The 20,801-nt window shown below is 66.9% G+C and carries 18 protein-coding genes; 8 read left to right on the forward strand and 10 right to left on the reverse strand.

The window, feature by feature from the left end; all coding sequences use genetic code 11:
- Positions 1-197: 197 nt before the first annotated feature.
- The 6 genes from ABZS43_RS01185 to ABZS43_RS01210 form a co-directional block, all read right to left on the reverse strand.
- Positions 198-914 (reverse strand): ESX secretion-associated protein EspG, encoded by a 717-nt coding sequence (locus tag ABZS43_RS01185; RefSeq protein ID WP_355033770.1) that lies wholly within the window; start codon positions 912-914, stop codon positions 198-200.
- On the reverse strand, positions 911-1,486 hold the full coding sequence (locus tag ABZS43_RS01190) for a WXG100 family type VII secretion target (RefSeq protein ID WP_355033771.1): 576 nt from the start codon (positions 1,484-1,486) through the stop codon (positions 911-913). The genes ABZS43_RS01185 and ABZS43_RS01190 overlap by 4 nt, the downstream gene beginning before the upstream one ends.
- Positions 1,483-1,863: a hypothetical protein gene (locus ABZS43_RS01195; RefSeq protein ID WP_355033772.1), complete on the reverse strand. Its 381-nt coding sequence runs from the start codon at positions 1,861-1,863 to the stop codon at positions 1,483-1,485. The genes ABZS43_RS01190 and ABZS43_RS01195 overlap by 4 nt, the downstream gene beginning before the upstream one ends.
- 176 nt (positions 1,864-2,039) lie before the next feature.
- Complete coding sequence (locus ABZS43_RS01200; protein ID WP_355033773.1) at positions 2,040-4,652, reverse strand: polynucleotide kinase-phosphatase; 2,613 nt, start codon at positions 4,650-4,652, stop codon at positions 2,040-2,042.
- On the reverse strand, positions 4,649-6,169 hold the full coding sequence (locus ABZS43_RS01205; protein WP_355033774.1) for a 3' terminal RNA ribose 2'-O-methyltransferase Hen1: 1,521 nt from the start codon (positions 6,167-6,169) through the stop codon (positions 4,649-4,651). The genes ABZS43_RS01200 and ABZS43_RS01205 overlap by 4 nt, the downstream gene beginning before the upstream one ends.
- 119 nt (positions 6,170-6,288) lie before the next feature.
- A complete protein-coding gene (locus ABZS43_RS01210) occupies positions 6,289-8,757 on the reverse strand; it encodes a phosphoketolase family protein (RefSeq protein WP_355033775.1) in 2,469 nt (822 codons plus the stop codon).
- A gap of 208 nt (positions 8,758-8,965) precedes the next feature.
- On the opposite strand from ABZS43_RS01210, the gene ABZS43_RS01215 reads away from it, so the two are divergent.
- The 6 genes from ABZS43_RS01215 (at position 8,966) to ABZS43_RS01240 (ending at position 15,337) form a co-directional block, all read left to right on the forward strand.
- Positions 8,966-9,547: an FKBP-type peptidyl-prolyl cis-trans isomerase gene (locus ABZS43_RS01215; RefSeq protein WP_355033776.1), complete on the forward strand. Its 582-nt coding sequence runs from the start codon at positions 8,966-8,968 to the stop codon at positions 9,545-9,547.
- A 264-nt stretch (positions 9,548-9,811) separates the two neighbouring features.
- Positions 9,812-11,215: a trigger factor gene (tig, locus tag ABZS43_RS01220; protein ID WP_355033777.1), complete on the forward strand. Its 1,404-nt coding sequence runs from the start codon at positions 9,812-9,814 to the stop codon at positions 11,213-11,215.
- A 346-nt stretch (positions 11,216-11,561) separates the two neighbouring features.
- Positions 11,562-12,155 (forward strand): ATP-dependent Clp protease proteolytic subunit, encoded by a 594-nt coding sequence (locus tag ABZS43_RS01225; RefSeq protein WP_355033968.1) that lies wholly within the window; start codon positions 11,562-11,564, stop codon positions 12,153-12,155.
- Positions 12,156-12,217: 62 nt separating this feature from the next.
- Entirely contained in the window at positions 12,218-12,886 is a 669-nt protein-coding gene (locus ABZS43_RS01230) for an ATP-dependent Clp protease proteolytic subunit (RefSeq protein ID WP_355033778.1), read from the forward strand.
- Between the two features lie 449 nt (positions 12,887-13,335).
- The gene (gene clpX / locus ABZS43_RS01235; protein ID WP_355033779.1) at positions 13,336-14,616 is read left to right on the forward strand and encodes an ATP-dependent Clp protease ATP-binding subunit ClpX; all 1,281 of its coding nucleotides are present in this window, start codon (positions 13,336-13,338) and stop codon (positions 14,614-14,616) included.
- Between the two features lie 313 nt (positions 14,617-14,929).
- Positions 14,930-15,337, forward strand: coding sequence for an STAS domain-containing protein (locus ABZS43_RS01240; protein WP_355033780.1), 408 nt, complete (start codon positions 14,930-14,932; stop codon positions 15,335-15,337).
- A gap of 36 nt (positions 15,338-15,373) precedes the next feature.
- Here ABZS43_RS01240 and ABZS43_RS01245 read toward each other — a convergent pair whose 3' ends face one another.
- Complete coding sequence (locus ABZS43_RS01245; RefSeq protein WP_355033781.1) at positions 15,374-15,751, reverse strand: nuclear transport factor 2 family protein; 378 nt, start codon at positions 15,749-15,751, stop codon at positions 15,374-15,376.
- Between the two features lie 433 nt (positions 15,752-16,184).
- Between ABZS43_RS01245 and mihF the strand changes: the two genes are divergently transcribed.
- Together mihF and ABZS43_RS01255 are read left to right on the forward strand one after the other, a co-directional pair.
- A complete protein-coding gene (gene mihF / locus ABZS43_RS01250; RefSeq protein ID WP_109523852.1) occupies positions 16,185-16,499 on the forward strand; it encodes an integration host factor, actinobacterial type in 315 nt (104 codons plus the stop codon).
- A gap of 23 nt (positions 16,500-16,522) precedes the next feature.
- Positions 16,523-16,927 carry an NUDIX domain-containing protein gene (locus tag ABZS43_RS01255; protein ID WP_355033782.1) on the forward strand — a complete coding sequence of 135 codons (405 nt, stop codon included), beginning with the start codon at positions 16,523-16,525 and terminating at the stop codon, positions 16,925-16,927.
- A 3-nt stretch (positions 16,928-16,930) separates the two neighbouring features.
- Here ABZS43_RS01255 and ABZS43_RS01260 read toward each other — a convergent pair whose 3' ends face one another.
- The 3 genes from ABZS43_RS01260 to ABZS43_RS01270 form a co-directional block, all read right to left on the reverse strand.
- Entirely contained in the window at positions 16,931-17,464 is a 534-nt protein-coding gene (locus tag ABZS43_RS01260; RefSeq protein WP_355033783.1) for a hypothetical protein, read from the reverse strand.
- 84 nt (positions 17,465-17,548) lie between these two features.
- On the reverse strand, positions 17,549-18,388 hold the full coding sequence (fdhD, locus tag ABZS43_RS01265) for a formate dehydrogenase accessory sulfurtransferase FdhD (RefSeq protein WP_355033784.1): 840 nt from the start codon (positions 18,386-18,388) through the stop codon (positions 17,549-17,551).
- Between the two features lie 76 nt (positions 18,389-18,464).
- Positions 18,465-20,774 carry an FdhF/YdeP family oxidoreductase gene (locus tag ABZS43_RS01270; RefSeq protein WP_355033785.1) on the reverse strand — a complete coding sequence of 770 codons (2,310 nt, stop codon included), beginning with the start codon at positions 20,772-20,774 and terminating at the stop codon, positions 18,465-18,467.
- Positions 20,775-20,801: the final 27 nt, after the last annotated feature.

A 20,801-nucleotide genomic window follows, 5' to 3' on the forward strand; every position in this document is an offset into this window, starting at 1 on the left:
CGTACTCGTGCGACGCACTCCGGGCCAGCTCAGTGCCTGTCCGGCCGAGGTGTGAACGCGGGGCGGCGCGGGATGGCTCGTGGCAGATCGGGTTCGATGTGGGGGATCGGCCGGGAAATCCGGACCGAGAATCATTCGCTCCTATTCGTGACCCGAAACCGACCGGTAACAACGTATCGGTGGTGTTGGCTCGCGGGTCAGCGGATGACCGCAAGACGTGTGAGTTGCGTGTGCAGGGCGCTGTCGGTGACGGGGGTGAGGCTCAGATCGGCGCTCGTGGTGAGCAGATACCGGCCGTCGTCGGTGAAGTCGAGCCAGGTGCGGTGCCGAGTCGGCGGGGACATCGGCTCCTCGGGCGCAACCGTCACGGTGATGAAGCCGCGGGCATCGATCGGCCGATGCAGGGTCCGGCGGAAGGCGGCGGCGCGTTCCGCCTCCTCGGACTGCCCCCAGTTGTTGGGATCGTCGTAGAGCACGGCCTCGCGCGGTTCCCGCATGGGGGCGAGCCTGCCCGCCGGGGCCGCTCCCATCGCCGCGACGAGGTGCTGGGGCACCCGGCGGGCATGACAGGCGATGACCGTCACGTCGCACGGACCGGCGACAAGCACGGTTCCCCACGTCAGATGGGTGGCGCCGAAGGCGAGGATCGGCTCCTCGGCCCGGCCGTCGGCGCCGTAGCGGTCACCGGAGAGGGTGAGCGTCGTGACATCACCGCGGGCGCACAGCGTGAGTGCGCCGGTCAGGTCGGGATCGCCGTTGCGCCGGAAACGGTCGGCGAGTTTGAGCTTCTCCCAGTCGTTCTCGCTGCGGACGGTGCCGCGGTGGGCCATGTCGATCGGGTAGGGGCGACGATCGAGCCCGGTCTCGACAGACCAGATATAGGTGAACTCGTCCGGGGTGAAAACCCACCTCACCGCGCGATCTCTCCACGAACGGGCACATCGAACGCGGGCACGGCATCACCGGAAGCCACCAGTGTCGAGTTGTACAGGAAGGTCAACGTGTCCTGCGCGTCGGCCAGCGCGCTCGCCGCGGCGATATCGTGCGCCATCTTGCGCGGTCCGCCATCGATGGCCTCGCGTACCGGGTCCGGGTCGGGTGCGTACGGGGCGACCGGCACCGGTATCGCATCCCGGACTGTCTGCGCCGCTGAGGAATTCAACTCCATCAGCCGGTGCACCGCCGCGCAGACCTCCTGCGCGGCGGCTCCGGCTCGGACGAAGGCCTCGGTGGAGTCCCGAGCGGCCGTCGCCGCCTGCCCGCTCCAGTCCGCGAACTCCTGCCGCACCGCCGAGGCGAATGCCTCGAACAGGTACTCGAGTGCGGTCGCGCCGTTCGCCCAGCTGTCGGCGGTCCGCCCGAGTGCGGCCGGGTCCAACGCCTCGCGCACCAGGTGCCAGATCTCCGCGTGGGTGTACGCGTCGAAGGCTTCGCGATCCGGCACGTACGGCGGGTCGGTGCCCTCCCGCCAGCCCGGCGGCGTCATAGCCGCTCGTCCAATTCCTCGGCCGCGACCTGCAGCGCGGCTCGGTTGGCCGCGTCGGCCTCCTCGAACAGATTCGCCGCCGCGAGGTATCCCGCCTTCAAACGCAATGCCGCCTCCTGCAATCCGGCAAGTACCTCGCGGTACTGCGCGCCCTTTTCCTCGAATCCGCGCGCCAGCGCCTTCCCCGAAGGCAGCTCCGAGAAGCCGGCAACCTCGGTCAGTTCGCTCCCCGCGGCCCTGGCCTGCCGCAATCCTTCGATCAATACGTCGCACGCGGCCTCGAGTCGTCGTGCCGCGCCTTCCGGCATCCCGAACTCACCCGCCGCCGCGGCGTCGTATACCCCGGCTCCCGCACCGCGCGCCTCGTCCGGTCGCACTGGGTTCGGCCCCCTCGATCTCGGTCGACACCAAAGTCCTTGAAGCACGGCAGTTTATCAGTGCGGACATCGTCCGGGAGCGGGATGTGCCGCACGTGTTGCGGGCTCCGAGATACCGGTCGGACGATTGTGGTCGAACACGATGGGTCCGGCGGTCACGCGCCGGCCGCTCCGTACTACAGGCGCGGGTCGACGGGCTCGGATTCCAGTGCGAGAACCGCGAATACGGCTTCGTGCACGCGCCACAGCGGTTCGCCCGCGACGAAGCGATCCAGTGCCTCCAGGCCCAGGGCGTACTCGCGCAGCGCCATGGATCGTTTGCGTCCGAGGCCACGGTTGCGCAGGCGCTCCAGATTCGGCTCGCGCGAGTATTCCGGGCCGTAGATGATGCGCAGGTACTCCTGACCTCGGCATTTCACCCCCGGTTGCACCAGGCGGCCGGACCTCGACGCCGCCGTCGGGTCCTGTCCCTCCTCGGCCTTCGCCGCGCCATGGACCATCGAGTCGAACGGTTTCACCACCATGCCCTCGCCGCCAGCGGCGGTGAGGGCCGTCCACCAGGCGACGGCGGCGGCCTCGCTGTCCGGCGAGGCCAGGTCGACGAATACCCGCCCGGTCCCGGCCAGCAGCTCCGGGTCGGCCTCGACGAGGCGATCGATCCGCGCGAGATGCCATTCGTGATCGCGGCGCGCGTAGACCGCGCCGTCAGCGGCCAGGATCTGGAACGGTGCGACGCGCAACCCGGACAGACTGTCCACCGGCCAGCAGTAGCGGCCGTATGCGGCGGTGAACGCGTGCGCGTCAGCCGTGCGCGCCTCGGTTCGCGCGGCCAGATCCGCGACGTCGAGACCGCGCGCGGCGGCCGATGCCAACACTTCGGCGGTCGATCCGAGCGCCGCGCGGGCGGCGGCGCCCACCGCCGCGTACTGGGTGCGCAGCAATCCCGTGGCCTTGGCCGACCACGGCATGAGCTCGGTGTCCAGTAACAGCCAGTCGGAATGCGTTTCCTCGAAGAGTCCCGCCTTCTCCGCGGCCGCGCGCAGCCGGGTCAGGATCGCCGCGGTGACGGCGGGATCATCGAAGAACGGGCGACCGGTCCGCGTGTAGATCGCACCGGTACCGCCGTCATCGATACCGAAGCGATCGCGAGCGGTCCGCGCCGACCGCGTCACCACGACGACCGCGCGCGAGCCCATATGTTTCTCCTCGCACACCACGCGATCGACGCCCTCGGCGCGGAAGTAGGAGAAGGCTTCCGCGGGATGTTCCAGATAGCCGTCGAGCCGGGAGGTCGCACACGGTGCCATGGTCGGCGGCAGGTAGATCAGCCACCGCGGATCGATGGCGAAGCGGCTCATGACCTCGAGGGCCGCACCCGCGTTCTCCTCCTGCACGCCGACGCGGCCGTGGTGGCGGGTCTCCACCACCCGTCTGCCGAGCACGTCCTCGAGATCGAGGACGCCGGGATCGCGGCGGACGACACCGTCCGCGGTCGCGATGGTGGTGGCCTCGAGCGGACGCACGGGTTCGTACCAGACCTGTTCGGCGGGAACCGAAACCGGCTCCCGTTCCGGGTAACGCAGCGCCGAGAGCCTGCCGCCGAAGACGACGCCGGTGTCCAGGCACAGCGTGTTGTTCACCCACCGCAGTTCGGTCACCGGTGTGTGCCCGTACAGGACGGTGGCGCGCCCGCGATAGTCCTCGGCCCACGGGTAGCGCACCGGCAGACCGTATTCGTCGGTCTCCCCGGTGGATTCGCCGTACATGGCGAAGGCGCGGACCCGGCCGGAGGCGCGGCCGTGGTATTGCTCCTTCAACCCGGCGTGCGCGACCACCAGCCTGCCGCCGTCGAGCACGTAGTGACTGATCAGGCCCCGGCAGAATTCCAGGGCGGCCTTGCGGAAATCGTCGTCCTCGTACTCCAGTTGCGCGAGTGATTCGGCGAGCCCGTGCGCGAGGCGGACCTTCTTGCCCTCCAGTGCCCGCACCAGCTTGTTCTCGTGATTTCCGGTGACGCACAGAGCGTTTCCCGCCGCGACCATGCCCATCACCAATCGCAGCACGCCCGGGGTGTCGGGGCCGCGGTCGACCAGATCGCCCACGAAGACCGCGGTACGTCCGTCCGGATGCCCGGCGTCGATCGCGCGACCTCCGGTGTCGCGATCGATGACGTAACCGAGTTCGCCGAGCAGGGTCTCCAATTCGGCGCGACAGCCGTGCACATCGCCGATGACGTCGAATGGGCCGCTGAGTTCCCGCCTGTCGTTCCACGATTTCTCGTCGACGACCCTCGCGGCCTCGATCTCGTCCACCCCGCGCAGCACGTGGACCTTCCGGAAGCCCTCGCGCTCCAGCCCGCGCAGACCGCGGCGCAGTTCGCGCTGCTGGCGCGCCACCACGTGCGGGCTCAGCCCCGAGCGTTCGGCGCGGGCCGCGTTGCGTTCCCGGCATACCGATTCCGGGACGTCGAGCACGATCGCGACCGGGAGCACATCGTGCGCCCGAGCCACCGCGACCAACTCCCGGCGCGCTTTCGGCTGCACATTGGTGGCGTCGACCACGGTGCGCAGACCGCGTCGTAGCCGGACGCCGACGATGTGATGCAGCAGCGCGAAGGCATCGGGGGTGGCGCTCTGATCGTTCTCGTCGTCGCTGACGACGCCGCGGCAGGTATCGGAGGAAACGACGGCGGTGGTGCGGAAATGCTTGCGGGCGAAGGTCGATTTACCGGAGCCGGTGCTGCCGACGAGGACGACGAGGCAGAGTTCCGGAACGGGCAGGTCGGTCACCGGTCGTCTCCTTCCGTGTTGTCCGCGCCGACGTGGTCGGTTTCGGCGGAGCGCTCGTCGGCCGCGGTCCTGGTGAATACCGCCATCTGCGTGGCGGATCCGAATTCCGGATCGGGAACGCCGATCGCGACGAAGCGCACGGCGTAGCCGTTGCGGATCGCGACCGCGCGCGCCCAGTCCTCGAATTGCGTTCGCGTCCACTCGAATCGGTGATCGTGATGCCGGAAATCGCCGGGCGCCAAATCCTCGAACCGGACGTTGATCTCCGCGTTCGGGGTGGTGACCAGAATCGTCGCCGGCGCCGCCGAGGCGAATACCGCGCGTTCGAGCGCGCCGAGCCGGGGCGGATCGACATGTTCGATCACCTCCATGAGCACCGCCGCGTCGTAGCCGGCCAACCTGGCGTCGGTATAGGTGAGCGACCCCTGGAGCAGGGTCATCCGCTGTGCTACCCGTTCCGGTAGCCGATCGAGCCGTAGTCGGCGGGCGGCGATATTCAGTGCCCGCACCGAGACATCGACGCCGACGATATCGGTGAATGATGTGTCCGCCAGCAGTTCTCGCAGCAGCGCGCCTTCACCACAGCCGAGGTCGAGGACCCGGCGCGCGCCGGCCGCGTGCAAGGCGTCGAGCACGGCGGTTCGCCGGGCCACGGCCAGCGAGGGTGCGGGTTCGGACGGTGCCGGGATGCCGGGGGCCGCCTCGTCTTCGCCTTCCACCACCGCGTCGACCTCTTCGACCGCGTCGAGTCGCTCCGGGTCGACCTCATCGATGTCGGCGAGCCGGGCCAACGCTGTCCGCACCAGCGACTGGCGGCGGGCCAGGTACCGGCGGGTGATCCAGGCGCGGTCGGGATGATCGCCGAGCCAGCCCGCTCCGGCGCGGATCAGTTTGTCGACCTCGTCGGCGGCCACCCAGTAGTGTTTGGCGCCGTCGAGCACCGGCAACAGGACGTAGAGGTGGGACAGCGCGTCGGCGAGCCGGACCGTGCCCGTCAGTTCCAGTCGCAGGTAATGCGAGTCGCCCCACGCGGGAAATGCCGGATCGAGGGGCAGCGGGGTCGCCGTGACGGTCCAGCCAAGCGGTGTGAAGATCCGCCGCGCGATCTCCGCGCCGCCCTTGCAGGGCACCGACGGCAGTTCGAGGCGCAACGGCACGGCGGTGCGCGCCAGTTCCGGGCGGTGTTCGCAGCGGCCGCGCAGGGCGGTGCGGAACACCGCTCCCAGCGCGACCGACAGCAGGGACGACGCCGCGTACGGCCGGTCGTTCACGTACTGGCCGAGACTGAAATCCGGTGTGCTGCGGGCACGTCCGCGCACCAAACGGATCGGGTCGACCTCCAGTACCAGCGCCGCGGTGCAGCGGCGCTCGGTGGCCTCCGGGTAGAGCACGTGCGCCGTGCCGTAGGACTGCTCGAACGCCTGCACCCGGCCGGGATTCTTGTGCAGCAAGAAGCCCAGATCGGTCGCGGGCCATGCCGCGTCCTCCGGTCGGGTGCAGGTGATCGTCAAGAGCATCCTGCGATCGTCGCCGCTGGGTCACGCGGTCGCAAGGAGGTTTTCCGGCCGCGCGGCTTCGGTCGGCGCGTCACGCCGGTGCGTCCGCGGGATCGGCGGCGCCGACCGCGACAGTCGGGTCAGTGCGCGGGCTCGGGCCAGCGCCACTGCGCCACCACGGGGATGTCCTCGCCGTATTCGCGGGTCCACGCCCGCGCGTTCCAGCGCGCGTCCACCATTTCCTGACGCAATCCCGCGGCCTTCTCCCGCAATGTGGGAACCCGATCGATGACGTCCATGACCAGGTGGTAGCGGTCTAGGTCGTTGAGCATCACCATATCGAAAGGTGTTGTGGTCGTTCCCTCTTCCTTGTATCCGCGCACGTGCATCTCGCCGTGGTTGGTGCGGCGGTAGGTGAGCCGGTGTATCAGCCAGGGATAGCCGTGGAAGGCGAAGATCACCGGCCGGTCCCGGGTGAAGAGTGTGTCGAATTCCTTGTCGGGCAGCCCGTGCGGATGTTCTTCGGACGGCAGCAGTCGCATCAGGTCGACCACATTGACCACGCGAACGCGGAGATCGGGCAGTCGGTCCCGCAGGATCGTCGCGGCCGCGAGAGTTTCCAGCGTCGGTACGTCACCGGCGCAGGCAAGCACGACATCCGGGGTGGTGCCCCCGATGTCGTTGTTACCCGCCCATTCCCAGATCCCGGCTCCGCGCGCGCAGTGCACCGCGGCGTCGGCCACCGAGAGCCAATCCGGTTGCGGCTGTTTGCCCGCGACCACGACGTTGACGTAATGCCGCGAGCGCAGGCAGTGGTCGTAGGTCGACAGCAGCGTATTCGCGTCCGGCGGCAGGTAGACGCGCACGATCTCGGGTTTCTTGTTGAGCACCACATCGAGGAAGCCGGGATCCTGATGGGTGAAACCGTTGTGGTCCTGCCGCCAGACATGGGACGAGAGCAGGTAATTGAGGCTAGGAACCGGACGTCGCCATGGCACCGCGGCGCTGGCGTCGAGCCATTTGGCGTGCTGATTGAACATCGCGTCGACGATGTGGATGAATGCCTCGTAACAGGTGAAGACGCCGTGTCTGCCGGTGAGCAGATAGCCCTCCAGCAGTCCCTGGCACATGTGCTCGGAGAGCACTTCGATGACCCGGCCCTGGCGGTCGAGCTTCACGTCGAGCGGGTCGATCTCGGCCTGCCAGTCGCGGCCGGTGACTTCGAGGATGTCCTGGAGCCGATTGCTGGCCAGTTCGTCGGGCGCGAAGGTCAGGAAGTTGTCAGGATTGGCGCTGGTGACATCGCGCAGCCATGCGCCGAGCACCCGGGTGGCCTCGTGGTCGGTCGCGCCAGGCGCGTCGACCTCGACGCCGTACTCGCGCCAATCCGGCAGTCGCAGATCGCGGACGAGGGTTCCGCCGTTGGCGACCGGATTGGCGCTCATCCTGCGCGCGCCGACCGGTACGAGATCGAGCAGTTCGGCGACCGGTCGGCCCGCGTCGTCGAAGAGTTCCTCGGGGCGGTAGGCGCGCAGCCACTGTTCGAGCACCTCGCGATGGGTGTCGTCGGTCCGTGCGGCGGGCAGCGGCACCTGATGGGCGCGGAACGTGCCCTCGACCGGTTCGCCGTCGACGACCGGGGGACAGGTCCAGCCCTTCGGCGTGCGCAGCACGATCATCGGCCAGTACGGTCGCTCGTAGTCCTCGCCCGCGCGCGCGGTCGCCTTGATCCGCTCGATTCGTTCCAGGCAGGTATCGATCGCGCTCGCCATGGCCTGATGGACGCGCGCGGGATCCTCGCCCGCCACGATGATCGGGTCGTAGCCGTATCCGCGCATCAGCGAGAGGAGTTCGGACTCCGGGATGCGGGCGAGCAGGGTCGGGTTGGCGATCTTGTACTGGTTCAGCGCCAGAATCGGCAGCACCGTGCCGTCGCGGCGCGGGTTGAGGAATTTGGCGGCATGCCAGCTGCCCGCGAGCGGACCGGTTTCGGCCTCGCCGTCGCCGACCACGCAGAAGACGGTCAGATCGGGATTGTCCAGTGCCGCGCCGAAGGCGTGCAGCAGCGAGTATCCCAATTCGCCACCCTCGTGGAAGGAACCCGGAGTCTCCGGCGCGCAGTGGCTCGGCACCCCGCCGGGGAACGAGAACTGCGCGAACAGCGCTCCCATCCCGACGCTGTCGCGTGAGATATGGCTGTACAGCTCGGAATAGGTGCCCTCCAGCCACGCGCACGCGTTGGGGCCGGGGCCGCCGTGTCCCGGCCCGGCGACGAATACCGCGTTCAGCCCGCGCTGCCGGATCGCCCGGTTGGCGTGCACCCACACCATATTCAAACCGGGGACGGTGCCGAAATGCCCCAGCAGTCGCGGTTTGATGTGCTCGGGCCGAAGCGGTTCGCGCAGGAGGGGATTGGTCATCAGATAGATCTGGCCGACCGCGAGGTAATTCGCCGCCCGCCACCACGCGTCCATCGACGCGAGTTCGGCTCGGTCCAGCGGACCGGCGACATCGGCCAGCGCGTAGGGCCGCGGCGGGATGGTCCCGCCGCCGCCACTGTCGATATTGTCGGCCGAGGTGTCGTTCCCGCCAACGGTCTTCTGGGTCATTCTGCCGACTCTCCTCATTGCGGACATCGGGGACGATATTCGCGGTTCGCTCGTGGTCGCCGGGTCGATCGCGAGTGTCGATGGTCATGAGCGACGACACCGGATGGAGATGCACGGCAACTGTACCGACCGGGGTGGGGGCGGGCAGTGCGACGAATCGGCAAGGGTGGATGGGCGTGGCGCGGCCGGGTGGCCTAAGGTCCGCCGCATGCGAAAACTCGGCAGGATCATCGGAGTCGGCGTCGTCGCCGCGGCCGCGGTCGCGCTCACCGCGTGCGGATCGGACGACGATACGAGTTCAGCGGCGACCTCGACCACGGCCACGACCTCCGCCAGAACCGCCTCGTCCGCGGTGGCGTCCGCCACGGCGACCCTCGGTCGCGAGTGCACCGCCGACGACATCAAGGTGGCCGGCGGCTACGGCGAGAACCCGAAGATCACGCTCCCGGACAATTGCGATCCGCCCAAGCAGCTCGTGGTGAAGGATCTCGTCGCCGGCAGCGGTCCCGGCGCGGCCGCGGGCCAGCCGCTCACCATGAACTACACCCTGATCACGTGGTCGGACAAGAAGAAGCTGGACAGTTCCTTCGACCGCGGCAAGCCGTTCCAGTTGACGCTCGGCTCCGGACAGGTCATCCCCGGCTGGGAGCAGGGCCTGGAAGGTGTGCAGCAGGGCGCACGCCGACTGCTGATCATTCCGCCGGAACTGGGCTACGGCAAAGGCGGCAACGGTATCAAGCCCAATGAGACGCTGGTCTTCGTGACCGACGCCGTCAAGGTCGGGAACTGATCCGGACCCCGCGTCCTCGGCGTGGTAGCCGCTCGCGTGGCATGCCGTGACCGATTGCATGGCCCGCCGACCGGTCAACTACCCTGGTCGGGATGCGTACATCAGGGCGCGCGGGTGAGAAACGTCCGTGGCCCGGTCGGCGCGTAGCGTCGCTTCGCCTCTCATTCCGGATCTCGGGGTGCACGGTGGGGCCCGCGTCCCGACGACGATCAGCATGACGACCAGCACGAACACCGAACCGAACAACGAACAAGGAGCATGTCCGTGAAGAGCACCGTCGAGCAGCTGAGCCCGACCCGGGTCCGGATCAATGTCGAGGTGCCCTTCGAGGAACTGAAGCCGGACTTCGATCGCGCCTACAAGGCTCTCGCCAAGCAGGTCCGCATTCCCGGCTTCCGTCCGGGCAAGGCCCCGGCCAAGCTCCTCGAGGCCCGTCTCGGCCGTGGCGCCATCCTGGAGCAGGTCGTCAACGACGTCCTGCCCGGCCGCTACAGCGAGGCCGTCACCACCTCCGAGGTGAAGGTCATCGGCCAGCCCGAAATCGAGATCACCAAGATCGAGGACGGCCAGGAGCTCGCCTTCACCGCCGAGGTCGACGTGCGTCCGGAGATCGCGCTGCCGTCCTACGACGATATCGAGGTCACCGTCGACGCGTTCACCGTCGAGGATTCCGATATCGACGAGCAGCTCCAGTCGCTGCGTCAGCGTTTCGGCACCCTGACCGGCGTCGAGCGCGCCGTGCAGAACGGTGACTTCATCTCCATCGACCTCTCGGCCACCGTCGACGGCGAGGAAGTGGCCGACGCCACCACCTCCGGCCTGTCCCACGAGGTCGGTTCCGGTCAGCTCATCGAGGGCCTTGACGAGGCCGTCGTCGGCCTGTCCGCGGGCGAGTCGGCCGAATTCACCTCGACGCTCGTCGCGGGTGAGCACGCGGGCAAGGAATCGGTCATCACGGTCACCGTGCAGAGCGTCAAGGAACGCGAGCTGCCCGAGGCCGATGACGAATTCGCCCAGCTGGCTTCCGAATTCGACACCCTGGACGAGCTGAAGGAAGACCTGAAGAGCCGCGTCGAGCGGACCAAGAAGGTCGAGCAGGCGGGCGAGATCCGGGACAAGGTGCTCGAGACCCTGCTCGACAAGGTCGAGGTGCCGCTGCCCGAGGCCGTGGTGCAGGCCGAGATCGAGGCCGTGACCCACGACGCCGTGCACGGCTTCGACCACGACGAGGCCAAGTTGGCCGAGGCGCTCGAGGCCCAGGGCAGCAGCCGCGAGGAGTTCGACAAGGACACCAAGGAAGCGGCCGAGAAGTCGGTCAAGACCCAGCTTCTGCTCGACGCCATCGCCGAGGCCGAGAACACCCAGGTCGGCCAGGAGGAGCTCACCGAGCGGATCCTGTTCCAGTCGCAGCGCTACGGCCTCTCGCCCGAGCAGTTCATCCAGCAGGTGCAGCAGGCGGGTCAGCTCGGCGCGATCTTCGCCGATGTGCGCCGCGGCAAGGCGCTTGCCGGTGTCGTCGGTCAGGTCAAGGTCACCGATTCCGCGGGTAACGCGGTCGACACCGCCGAAATGTTCGGCGCCCCGGATGATTCCGTGGACGAGGTCGATGCGCTTGAGGCTGTGGACTCCTCGGACGAAACCGAGACCGAAGCCGTGACCGCCGAGTAGATCGATCGAATGTGAGCGCGCGACGCGAGCGATCGGCAGATAGCGATCACCGCGGCGCGCCTCGCGAAACAACGCGACCGAGCGTCAGCGGGGTTGTGGGTGAGGGAGCGTTGCGAGTGAACGATGAACACAGCGCGTCCTCGCGAACAGTGCGGCCGAGCGCCAGCGAAGTTGCGCTGTGAGCGAAGTAGGGCGGTGCCGGGAGTTCGGCGCCGCCCTGCTTCGTTAGTGTTTGTGACAGCGAAGAGTGATGGCTGTGTGGCAATGAGCGCTGTGTAGCTTTCAATGACAAGCCGGTGAGAAGAGAAGGCAGGTATCCGTGACAATGAACAAGGCAGGGGTCGTCATGAGTTCCCCCACTGCTGGACTCAACCTCAGTGATTCGGTATACGAGCGCCTGCTGCGTGAGCGGATCATCTTCCTCGGTACCCAGGTCGATGACGACATCGCCAACAAGCTGTGCGCGCAGATCCTCCTGCTTGCCGCCGAAGACCCCACCAAGGACATTTCGCTCTACATCAACTCGCCGGGTGGTTCGGTGACCGCCGGTATGGCGATCTACGACACGATGCAGTTCGCGGAGTGCGATATCCGTACTGTCGGCATGGGCCTGGCCGCGTCGATGGGGCAGTTCCTGCTCACCGCGGGTACCAAGGGCAAGCGCTTCGCACTGCCGCACGCGCGGATCATGATGCACCAGCCTTCGGCCGGTATCGGTGGTTCGGCTGCCGATATCGCGATCATGGCCGAGCAATTCGTGCACACCAAGCGTGAGTTGAACGAACTCCAGGCCCTGCACACCGGGAAATCTGTGGAGCAGGTCACCGCCGACGCCGATCGTGACCGCTGGTTCACCGCGAAGGACGCCCTGGAGTACGGCTTCATCGACCACGTGGTCAGTCACGCGAACCAGACGAACGGCACCGGCGCGAACAACTAGCCGACTTCGTAGTCACTACGGACGCGCAGACCCGTTCACTCACACAGACTTTGGAGACGAAGATGGCCAATCTGATCGACCCGCGCGCCGGCGTTTCCGGCATGGCTCCGCAGGGTCCGCATTCGCGGTACATTCTGCCGCAGTTCACCGAGCAGACCACCTACGGTGTGAAGACCTCGGATCCGTACAACAAACTGTTCGAGGAGCGCATCATCTTCCTCGGCGCGCAGGTCGACGACGTCTCGGCGAACGACATCATGGCGCAGCTGCTGGTGCTGGAGTCGCAGGATCCCGATCGCGACATCACCATGTACATCAACTCGCCCGGTGGTTCGTTCACCGCGCTGATGGCGATCTACGACACGATGCAGTATGTCCGCGCCGACGTCGTCACCGTCTGCCTGGGCCAGGCGGCTTCCGCCGCCGCTGTGCTGCTCGCGGCGGGTGCGCCCGGTAAGCGGGCCTGCCTGCCCAACGCGCGCGTGCTCATCCATCAGCCCGCGCTCGAGGGCGGTATCCAGGGGCAGGTGTCGGATCTGGAGATCCAGGCGGCCGAGATCGAGCGTATGCGTAGGCTCATGGAGACCACGCTCGCCAATCACACCGGCAAGGACCCGGAGACCATCCGCAAGGACACCGACCGTGACAAGATCCTGACGGCCGAGGATGCCAAGGAATACGGGATCGTCGATCAGGTGTTCGGCTACCGCAAGCTGAGCGCGCAAAAGTAGAACGCGATCTTCTTCGCGGGCGGTGATTTCGTCGCCCCGCGACGGGAGAATGCTCGTAAGTTGCTATGTTGCAGGGAAATCCGGCCGGGCAGTACGCCAGGTGGCAGACTGTCCGGCCGGTCCGCTTCGAGGAAACCGACCGATCGGGATGGCTCCGGTCCGGGATAGGTCGCGAAGCGGTCGGCCGGCCGCCGGAACCGGCGTATTCACGGTGGAACACGTTCCAACGCCGTGATTACTCGCACAACACCGGCGAGAAACATGCTCGAGTTGTCGACCTCCTTCCACCACACCGGGTACGGTCGACCTAGGGACCTTTGCTCCCGGTTGACGGCATCGCACGACCCGCCCTACACGCTCGAAGTGTTCGTGATTACACCCGAGTTCGGCGGATTGCTGGCAACCTGGACGGACGGTTGCACGCGGACAAGGAAGTAGGGACCCAGGAGATGGCGCGCATCGGAGATGGCGGCGATCTGCTCAAGTGCTCGTTCTGTGGAAAGAGCCAGAAGCAGGTCAAGAAGCTCATTGCGGGACCAGGGGTGTACATCTGCGACGAGTGCATCGATCTATGCAACGAGATCATCGAGGAGGAGCTGGCCGAGTCCAGCGAGGTCAAACTCGATGAGTTGCCCAAACCTGCCGAGATCCGGGATTTCCTGGAGAACTACGTCATCGGGCAGGACACCGCCAAGCGCACGCTCGCAGTGGCCGTCTACAACCACTACAAGCGCATCCAGGCGGGTGACAAGGGGCGCGACAGCCGCGGCGAGACCGTCGAGCTGACGAAGTCGAACATCCTGATGCTCGGCCCCACCGGCTGCGGTAAGACGTATCTGGCGCAGACCCTGGCGAAAATGCTGAACGTGCCGTTCGCCATCGCGGACGCGACCGCGCTGACCGAGGCGGGGTACGTCGGCGAGGATGTCGAGAACATCCTGCTCAAGCTGATCCAGGCCGCGGATTACGACGTCAAGCGGGCCGAGACCGGCATCATCTATATCGATGAGGTCGACAAGATCGCGCGCAAGAGCGAGAACCCGTCCATCACCCGTGACGTCTCCGGCGAGGGCGTGCAGCAGGCGCTGCTGAAAATTCTCGAGGGCACCCAGGCGAGTGTGCCGCCGCAGGGCGGGCGCAAGCACCCGCACCAGGAGTTCATCCAGATCGACACCACCAACGTGCTGTTCATCGTGGCGGGCGCGTTCGCGGGCCTGGAGAAGATCATCTCCGACCGCATCGGCCACCGCGGGATCGGCTTCGGCGCGGAGGTGCGCTCCAAGGCGGAGATCGACACCACCGATCACTTCGCCGAGGTGATGCCGGAGGATCTGATCAAATTCGGTCTGATTCCCGAGTTCATCGGCCGCCTGCCTGTCGTCGCCTCGGTGACGAACCTGGACAAGGAATCGCTGGTCAAGATCCTGTCCGAGCCGAAGAACGCCCTGGTGAAGCAGTACATCAGGCTTTTCGAGATGGACGGCGTCGAACTCGAGTTCACCCAGGACGCCCTGGAGGCCATCGCGGATCAGGCGATCCTGCGCGGCACCGGCGCCCGTGGCCTGCGCGCCATCATGGAGGAAGTCCTGCTGCCGGTGATGTACGACATCCCCAGCCGCGACGATGTCGCCAAGGTGGTCGTCAACGCCGATACGGTGACCGAGAACGTGCTCCCCACCATCGTGCCGCGCAAGGCGCAGCGCACGGAGCGTCGCGAGAAGTCGGCCTGATTTCTTCGTAACCCCCGAACAGGTTCGTTCGGCCCGGTGTGTCCTCGTGGACACCCGGGCCGTTCGCGTCGATGGGGCGCCGGGGCTCGAGACCGGGTGGCCGTTCGACCTACCTCGGGTCGGCGATCGAGGACTTTCCGTTCGGCGAGCCGACGAGATTCGGTGCGCGCGGATAGGTGTGGGACCCGGTCGTTCTGGGTATTCGAAGAGGAGGGGTTGAGTAACCAGCCCGGTCCTCGGGTGTCATGACGGCCGAGGCATACCTTCTTCGCAGGCAATTTCTCTGTTGTCGCGCGCGACAGGACCGGTGCTCATGTCGACCGTAATCACCTCGACCCGATTTCCCGCGACGAGATCGCGACGATCCGGTCCCGACGACCGGCTACAGGTTTCCATTACCGCGCCCGGTGACGCGGTGACCCTCTGCGCGGCTGCCGGGGAGGTCGACTTCTACACCGCCGACGTATTGCGGACACCGCTGATCGGCGCGTTGAACACCGCCGCGCCGATCGTGGCCGTCGATCTGTCGAAGGTGACGTTCTTCGGCATCGCGGGCCTGCACATCCTCATCGAGGCGCGTGCCTGGGTGGGGCACACCGGACGTCGACTGCGCCTGGTGGCCGGTCCGCGATGCGTCGACCGGCTCCTGGAGGCCGCGGGCGACGTGGCGGCTTTCGAACGGGTGCCCGATCTCGCGGCCGCGGTACTCGATCCCGCGTAGCCGCCTCGAATTCCGTACTCGCCCAGGTGCTTCCAGTCAGACGGTATCGCTGATCATGTCGTCCTGGCCCCAGTAGGCGCGCATCCGCGTGATCTTCCCGTCGTCGTCGAATTCCATGACGTCGATAGGGTTCAGGGTGAGACGCTGATCGCCGAATCTGGTGACGAGCGTGAAAATGAATGCGGCATGGTTTCCGACGACGCGCACGGTATCGGTGTGCAGTTCGGTCTCGCGATCGAGGTTCGCGATCACCTCGTAGAACTCCCGAATGGCCGCGTGCCCCTGTTTGGGCTCGGTGCCGATGGGGTCCTCGATGACGGCGTCGGGCGCGTAGAGCGCCACGATATCCTCGGTCGGACCAGAGCCGACCAGCTTCACGTACTGCTCGACCACATCGCGGACCTGCTGTGCCATCGGAACTCCTGCTGAATTGAAACCTGTTCTAGTTCGGAGCCTAGCAGTGTTCCCGTGTCCGATTGATGCGGATCGCACCCGAAATATCGCGATTCGTCGCGCACGCCGCCGCAGACCCCGGTGCGGACCCGAAGGCGGTGCCCGGTGTGGGTCGGGATCCTCGTTGATCCCTCATGGTTCGCCGTTGAACCTTGCGTCCGGTAGCGAAGTGCTATCGATAATCCTGTCGTATCCCGAGGTCCAGGCGTTACGCCTGAATTCCTTTCGTCCGATTCACCCGCCTCGGGCGACTGCCTCACCGATTACGACGGCGTCGGCTCGGAAAACTCATCGCAACATTCACCCGGTGTGTCGGCGGGGTGCAGTCGACATGGTGCTGTTTACTCGGTCCGGTCAACCAGATGTTCGAGTGACGAGTGAAAGCGGAGGAGACATGGCACTGCCCACAATGACCGCCGAGCAACGCACCGAGGCGTTGGCCAAAGCGGCCGCGGTGCGCAAGGCGCGCTCCGAACTGATCGGCCAGGTGAAAGAGGGCAAGGTTTCGGTCGCGGACTTGCTGAAGAAGTCGGAGTCCGACGATCTGGTCAAGAAGACCAAGGTCGCGGCGGTGATCAAGGCTCTGCCCGGCGTGGGCCCGGTCAAGGCGGCCAAGCTGATGGATCAGGCCGAGATTCCGGAGGATCGCCGCATCGGTGGTCTGGGTGCCCGTCAGCGGGCGGCGTTGCTCGAGGCGCTCGAAGCCTGATTACCGGGTAGCGTCTGCAGATCATGACCGCGGAACGAACGCTCACGTCGGTTGCTTGGTTATGCGTCGAGGATGGCAGGTTGCTCGCGGTCCGTACCGAAGGTCGCGATGCCTTCTACCTGCCAGGCGGCAAACCCGAGCCGGGGGAGACCCTGGCGCGAGCGCTCGTCCGCGAGGTCCGCGAGGAGCTCGGCGTCGAGATCGATGAACAGGGCATCACGCCCGAGGTGACCATCACGGCTCCGGCCCACGGTCGCCCGGGCACCCTCGTCGAAATGCATTGCTTCCGCGCCCCGGGCCGGGGAAATCCGGCCCCGGCCGCGGAAATCGCCGAAATGGCATGGCTCGGACCGGGAGACGGCCACCTGTGCGCCCCGGCCGTAGTGCGAACACTGCACCACCTGACCTCCGTCGGAGGCTGGCGCTGACCGTTACCCCTGTCGGCTGCGGCGCGGGAAGCGGACGTCGATCGGATCAGGATCGATGACCCTGGGACCACGCGGTGTGACCACAAGCAGCGCAACGCCGAGAACGAGCAGCGCGGCGGCCGCGATCAGGCTGAGGGTGAAACTCGCGGTGCCCATCGCCTCGGGTTTGTGGAAGGCGTGGTAGATCAGATGCGGCAGCGCCATCACCGCCCACCCGATTCCGGCGGCCCAGGCTGTCGCCGCGCCCGTGCGAATCAGCGCGAACAGTGACACCGCGCCGAGTGCGAGGAAGAACGCGCCGACATCGGCGGCCAGATGATGGTTGTACGGCCCGTCGACCGCGACCCAGTGCATTCCGAAACCGGGAAAACTCGAGTACCACGAATGCGGAGCGAACACCGCCCACAGGCCGACGACGATACCCTGGAATGCCAGCACCCCCAGGATGATTCGCACCGCAAGCCACCGTCGGCGATCCTGTTCGAAACGCATGCGCACGCGTATGCCCCCCGACTTGCCTTCCAGCGAGATCCGCATCGGTCGCTCCGTTCCTCCGGACTGAGTTCGATCGGTGCGTTCACGGTAATTCCGACGCCGCCCACAGACAACGGTTCGTCGGGTTCACGCGGTGCCGACTGCGGAGGCGTGGGGGATCACCAGGCGTTCGGAGCCGCTGTAGACATTCATGGTGTCGCCACGCAGGAAGCCGACCAAGGTCAGTCCTGATTCGGCGGCGAGGTCGACCGCGAGGGAACTGGGAGCCGAGACCGCGCCGAGCACGGGGATGCCGGCCATGACCGCCTTCTGGACCAGTTCGAAGGAGGCCCGCCCGCTGACGATCAGAATGAGATCGTGTGCGGGGATACGGCTTACCCGCAATGCCCAGCCGATGACCTTGTCGACGGCATTGTGGCGGCCGATATCCTCGCGGACCGCGAGCGCCTCGCCGCCTGAGGTGAACAGGCCCGCGGCGTGCAGTCCGCCGGTGGCGTCGAAGACCGACTGGCGGGCGCGCAGGGTTTCGGGCATACCCGCCAAGACGGTGGCGTCGATAGCGGGGCCGTGGGCGGGCACCGGATATCTGGTGTGGGTGCGGACCTCGTCGAGCGCGGTTTTCCCGCAGACGCCGCAGGCCCCGGTGGTGAGGAAATTGCGGGGTCGCAGCGGGACGGGGCCGCGCAGCTCGATATCCAGGACGTTGTAGGTGTTGTGGCCGTCCTGATCGACGCCGGCGCAATAGCGTGCGCTGACGATATCGTCGGCCGAGCCGATGATGTTCTCGCTCAACAGGAATCCGTGGACCAGGTCGATATCCGCGCCCGGCGTTCGCATCGTGACAGTCAGCGATTGCCCGCCGATGCGAATCTCGAGCGGCTCCTCGACGGCGAGGGTGTCCGGTCTGCGGATCTCGCCGTTCGGTGTGATCCGCAGGGTCGGGCGTCGCGCGGTCACCCTGCTCACGGCCGAGTCCCGGTTCCGTGCGACGGTGACGGTGACGTGGCCGGTGCCGGTGTCGTGGCCGACCGGAGATGAACGATCACGAGCGCGCCCCGATGTGTACGTGCGGTTCGAGCCGGATCGTCACCGCTTTGGAGACCGGCGTATTCGACCGTGCGGCAACGTGATCCAGCGGAACGAGCGGGTTGGTCTCCGGGTAGTACGCGGCGGCGTTACCGCGCGGGGTCGGATAGCCGACGAGGCGGAAACCCTCGACCCGGCGATCGACGCCGTCGGTCCATTCCGAGATCAGATCTACCAGATCGCCTTCGGCGAAACCCATCTCGGCGATATCGGCGGTGTTGACCAGCACCACGCGGCGGCCACCGCGCACACCGCGGTAGCGATCGTCCAGGCCGTAGATGGTGGTGTTGTACTGGTCGTGGCTGCGCATCGTCTGCAGGATCAACCGCCCCGGCGGCACTGGAACCCAGCTCAATTCGTTCACCCCGAAATTGGCTTTGCCGGTGCTGGTGCGGAATTCGCGGGAATCGCGCGGTGGATGCGGCAGGACGAAACCATTGCGGTCGCGCACACGCGTGTTGTAGTCGGCGCAGCCGGGGACCACCCGGGCGATGGCGTCGCGGATCGTGTCGTAGTCGTCGCGGTATCGCGCCCAGGGGACCGGATGGTCGGGGCCGAGCAGTTCGAGCGCGAGTTCGCAGACGATGGCGACCTCACTGCGCAGGTCGTCGCTGACCGGATCGAGCCGCCCGGTGGACAGATGCACCATCGACATCGAATCCTCCACCGATACCTGCTGTTTCACCCCGCCGCGCAGATCCTTGTCGGTGCGTCCCAGCGTCGGGAGGATGAGCGCGGTGCGTCCGTGCACCACGTGGCTTCTGTTGAGTTTGGTGGAGATCTGCACCGTGAGGTCGCAGCTGCGCAACGCGGCCTCGGTCACCTCGGTGTCGGGGGTGGCGGAGACGAAATTGCCTCCCATGCCGATGAATACCGAAGCCTTGCCTTCCCGCATGGCGCGGATACCGTCCACGGTGTCGTAGCCGTGGGCGCGCGGGCTGGTGATACCGAATTCGCGATCCAGCGCGTCGAGGAAGGTATCGGGCATCCGCTCCCAGATCCCCATGGTGCGGTCGCCCTGCACATTCGAATGCCCGCGCACCGGGCACACACCCGCGCCGGGTTTACCGATCATGCCGCGCAGCAACAGCAGATTGGTGGCCTCCTCGATGGTGGCGACGCCGTGTTGCTGCTGGGTCAGGCCCATCGCCCAGCAGATGATGATGTTCTTCGATTCGGCGAACAGCTGCGCGGTGCGCTCGATGTCGGCGAGGGACAGGCCGGTCGCCGCCACCACGGTATCGAAATCGACCGCGCGGGTCTGCTTCTCGTAGTCGTCGAATCCCGCGCAGTGCTCGTCGAGGAAGGCGCGGTCGAGCACCGTGCCGGGCGCGCGGTCCTCGGCTTCGAGGAGCAGGCGGCCCAGTCCACGGAACAGCGCCATATCGCCGCCGAGCCGGATCTGCAGGAAGTCATCGGCGATGGGTACACCGGAGGTGACGCCCCTGACGGTCTGCGGATCACGGAAACCGAGCAATCCGGTCTCCGGCAGCGGATTCACCGCGATGATCTTCGCGCCCGACGCTTTGGCGCCCGCGAGCGCGCTCAGCATGCGCGGATGGTTGGTACCGGGGTTCTGGCCCGCGACGATGATCAGATCCGCGGCGTCGAAATCATCGATCGTCACCGAACCCTTGCCGATGCCGATCGACCCGAGCAGCGCCGCGCCCGAGGATTCGTGGCACATGTTCGAGCAATCAGGGAGATTGTTCGTCCCGTAACTGCGGACCAGCAGCTGGTAGAGGAATGCCGTTTCGTTCGCGGTGCGTCCCGAGGTGTAGAACAGGGCGCGGTCCGGGGAATCGAGCCGGCGCAGTTCGTCGGCGATCAGGCGGTAGGCGTCGTCCCATTCGATCGGCGTGTAGTGGGTGTCGCCGGGACGCAGCACCATCGGGTGGGTGAGGCGTCCCTGCTGGCCGAGCCAATAGCCGGACCGGCCGGATAGTTCCTCGACCGAATGCCGCGCGAAGAATTCAGGGGTGACGGTGCGCAGCGTCGCCTCCTCTGCCACGGCCTTCGCGCCGTTCTCGCAGAATTCGGCGGGGCGGCGGCGTCCGGAGGGTTCCGGCCAGGCGCAGCCGGGGCAGTCGAAACCGTGGACCTGGTTGACCCGGGCGAGCGTTCGCGCGGTGCGCACGACACCCATCTCCTCGACCGAGCGTTTCAGCGCGACGGCCACCGCGGTGACGCCCGCGGCCTGCTTCTTCGGGGGCGTGACGGTCAGCGCGGATTCATCGATATCCTGGGTCGGCCCGTTGCGGTGCATAGCCCCTATAGTCCTCTCCACGCCAGC

Origin of the sequence: Nocardia sp. NPDC005366, from assembly GCF_040606855.1 — a bacterium.
In the GTDB taxonomy this organism is placed as follows: domain Bacteria; phylum Actinomycetota; class Actinomycetes; order Mycobacteriales; family Mycobacteriaceae; genus Nocardia.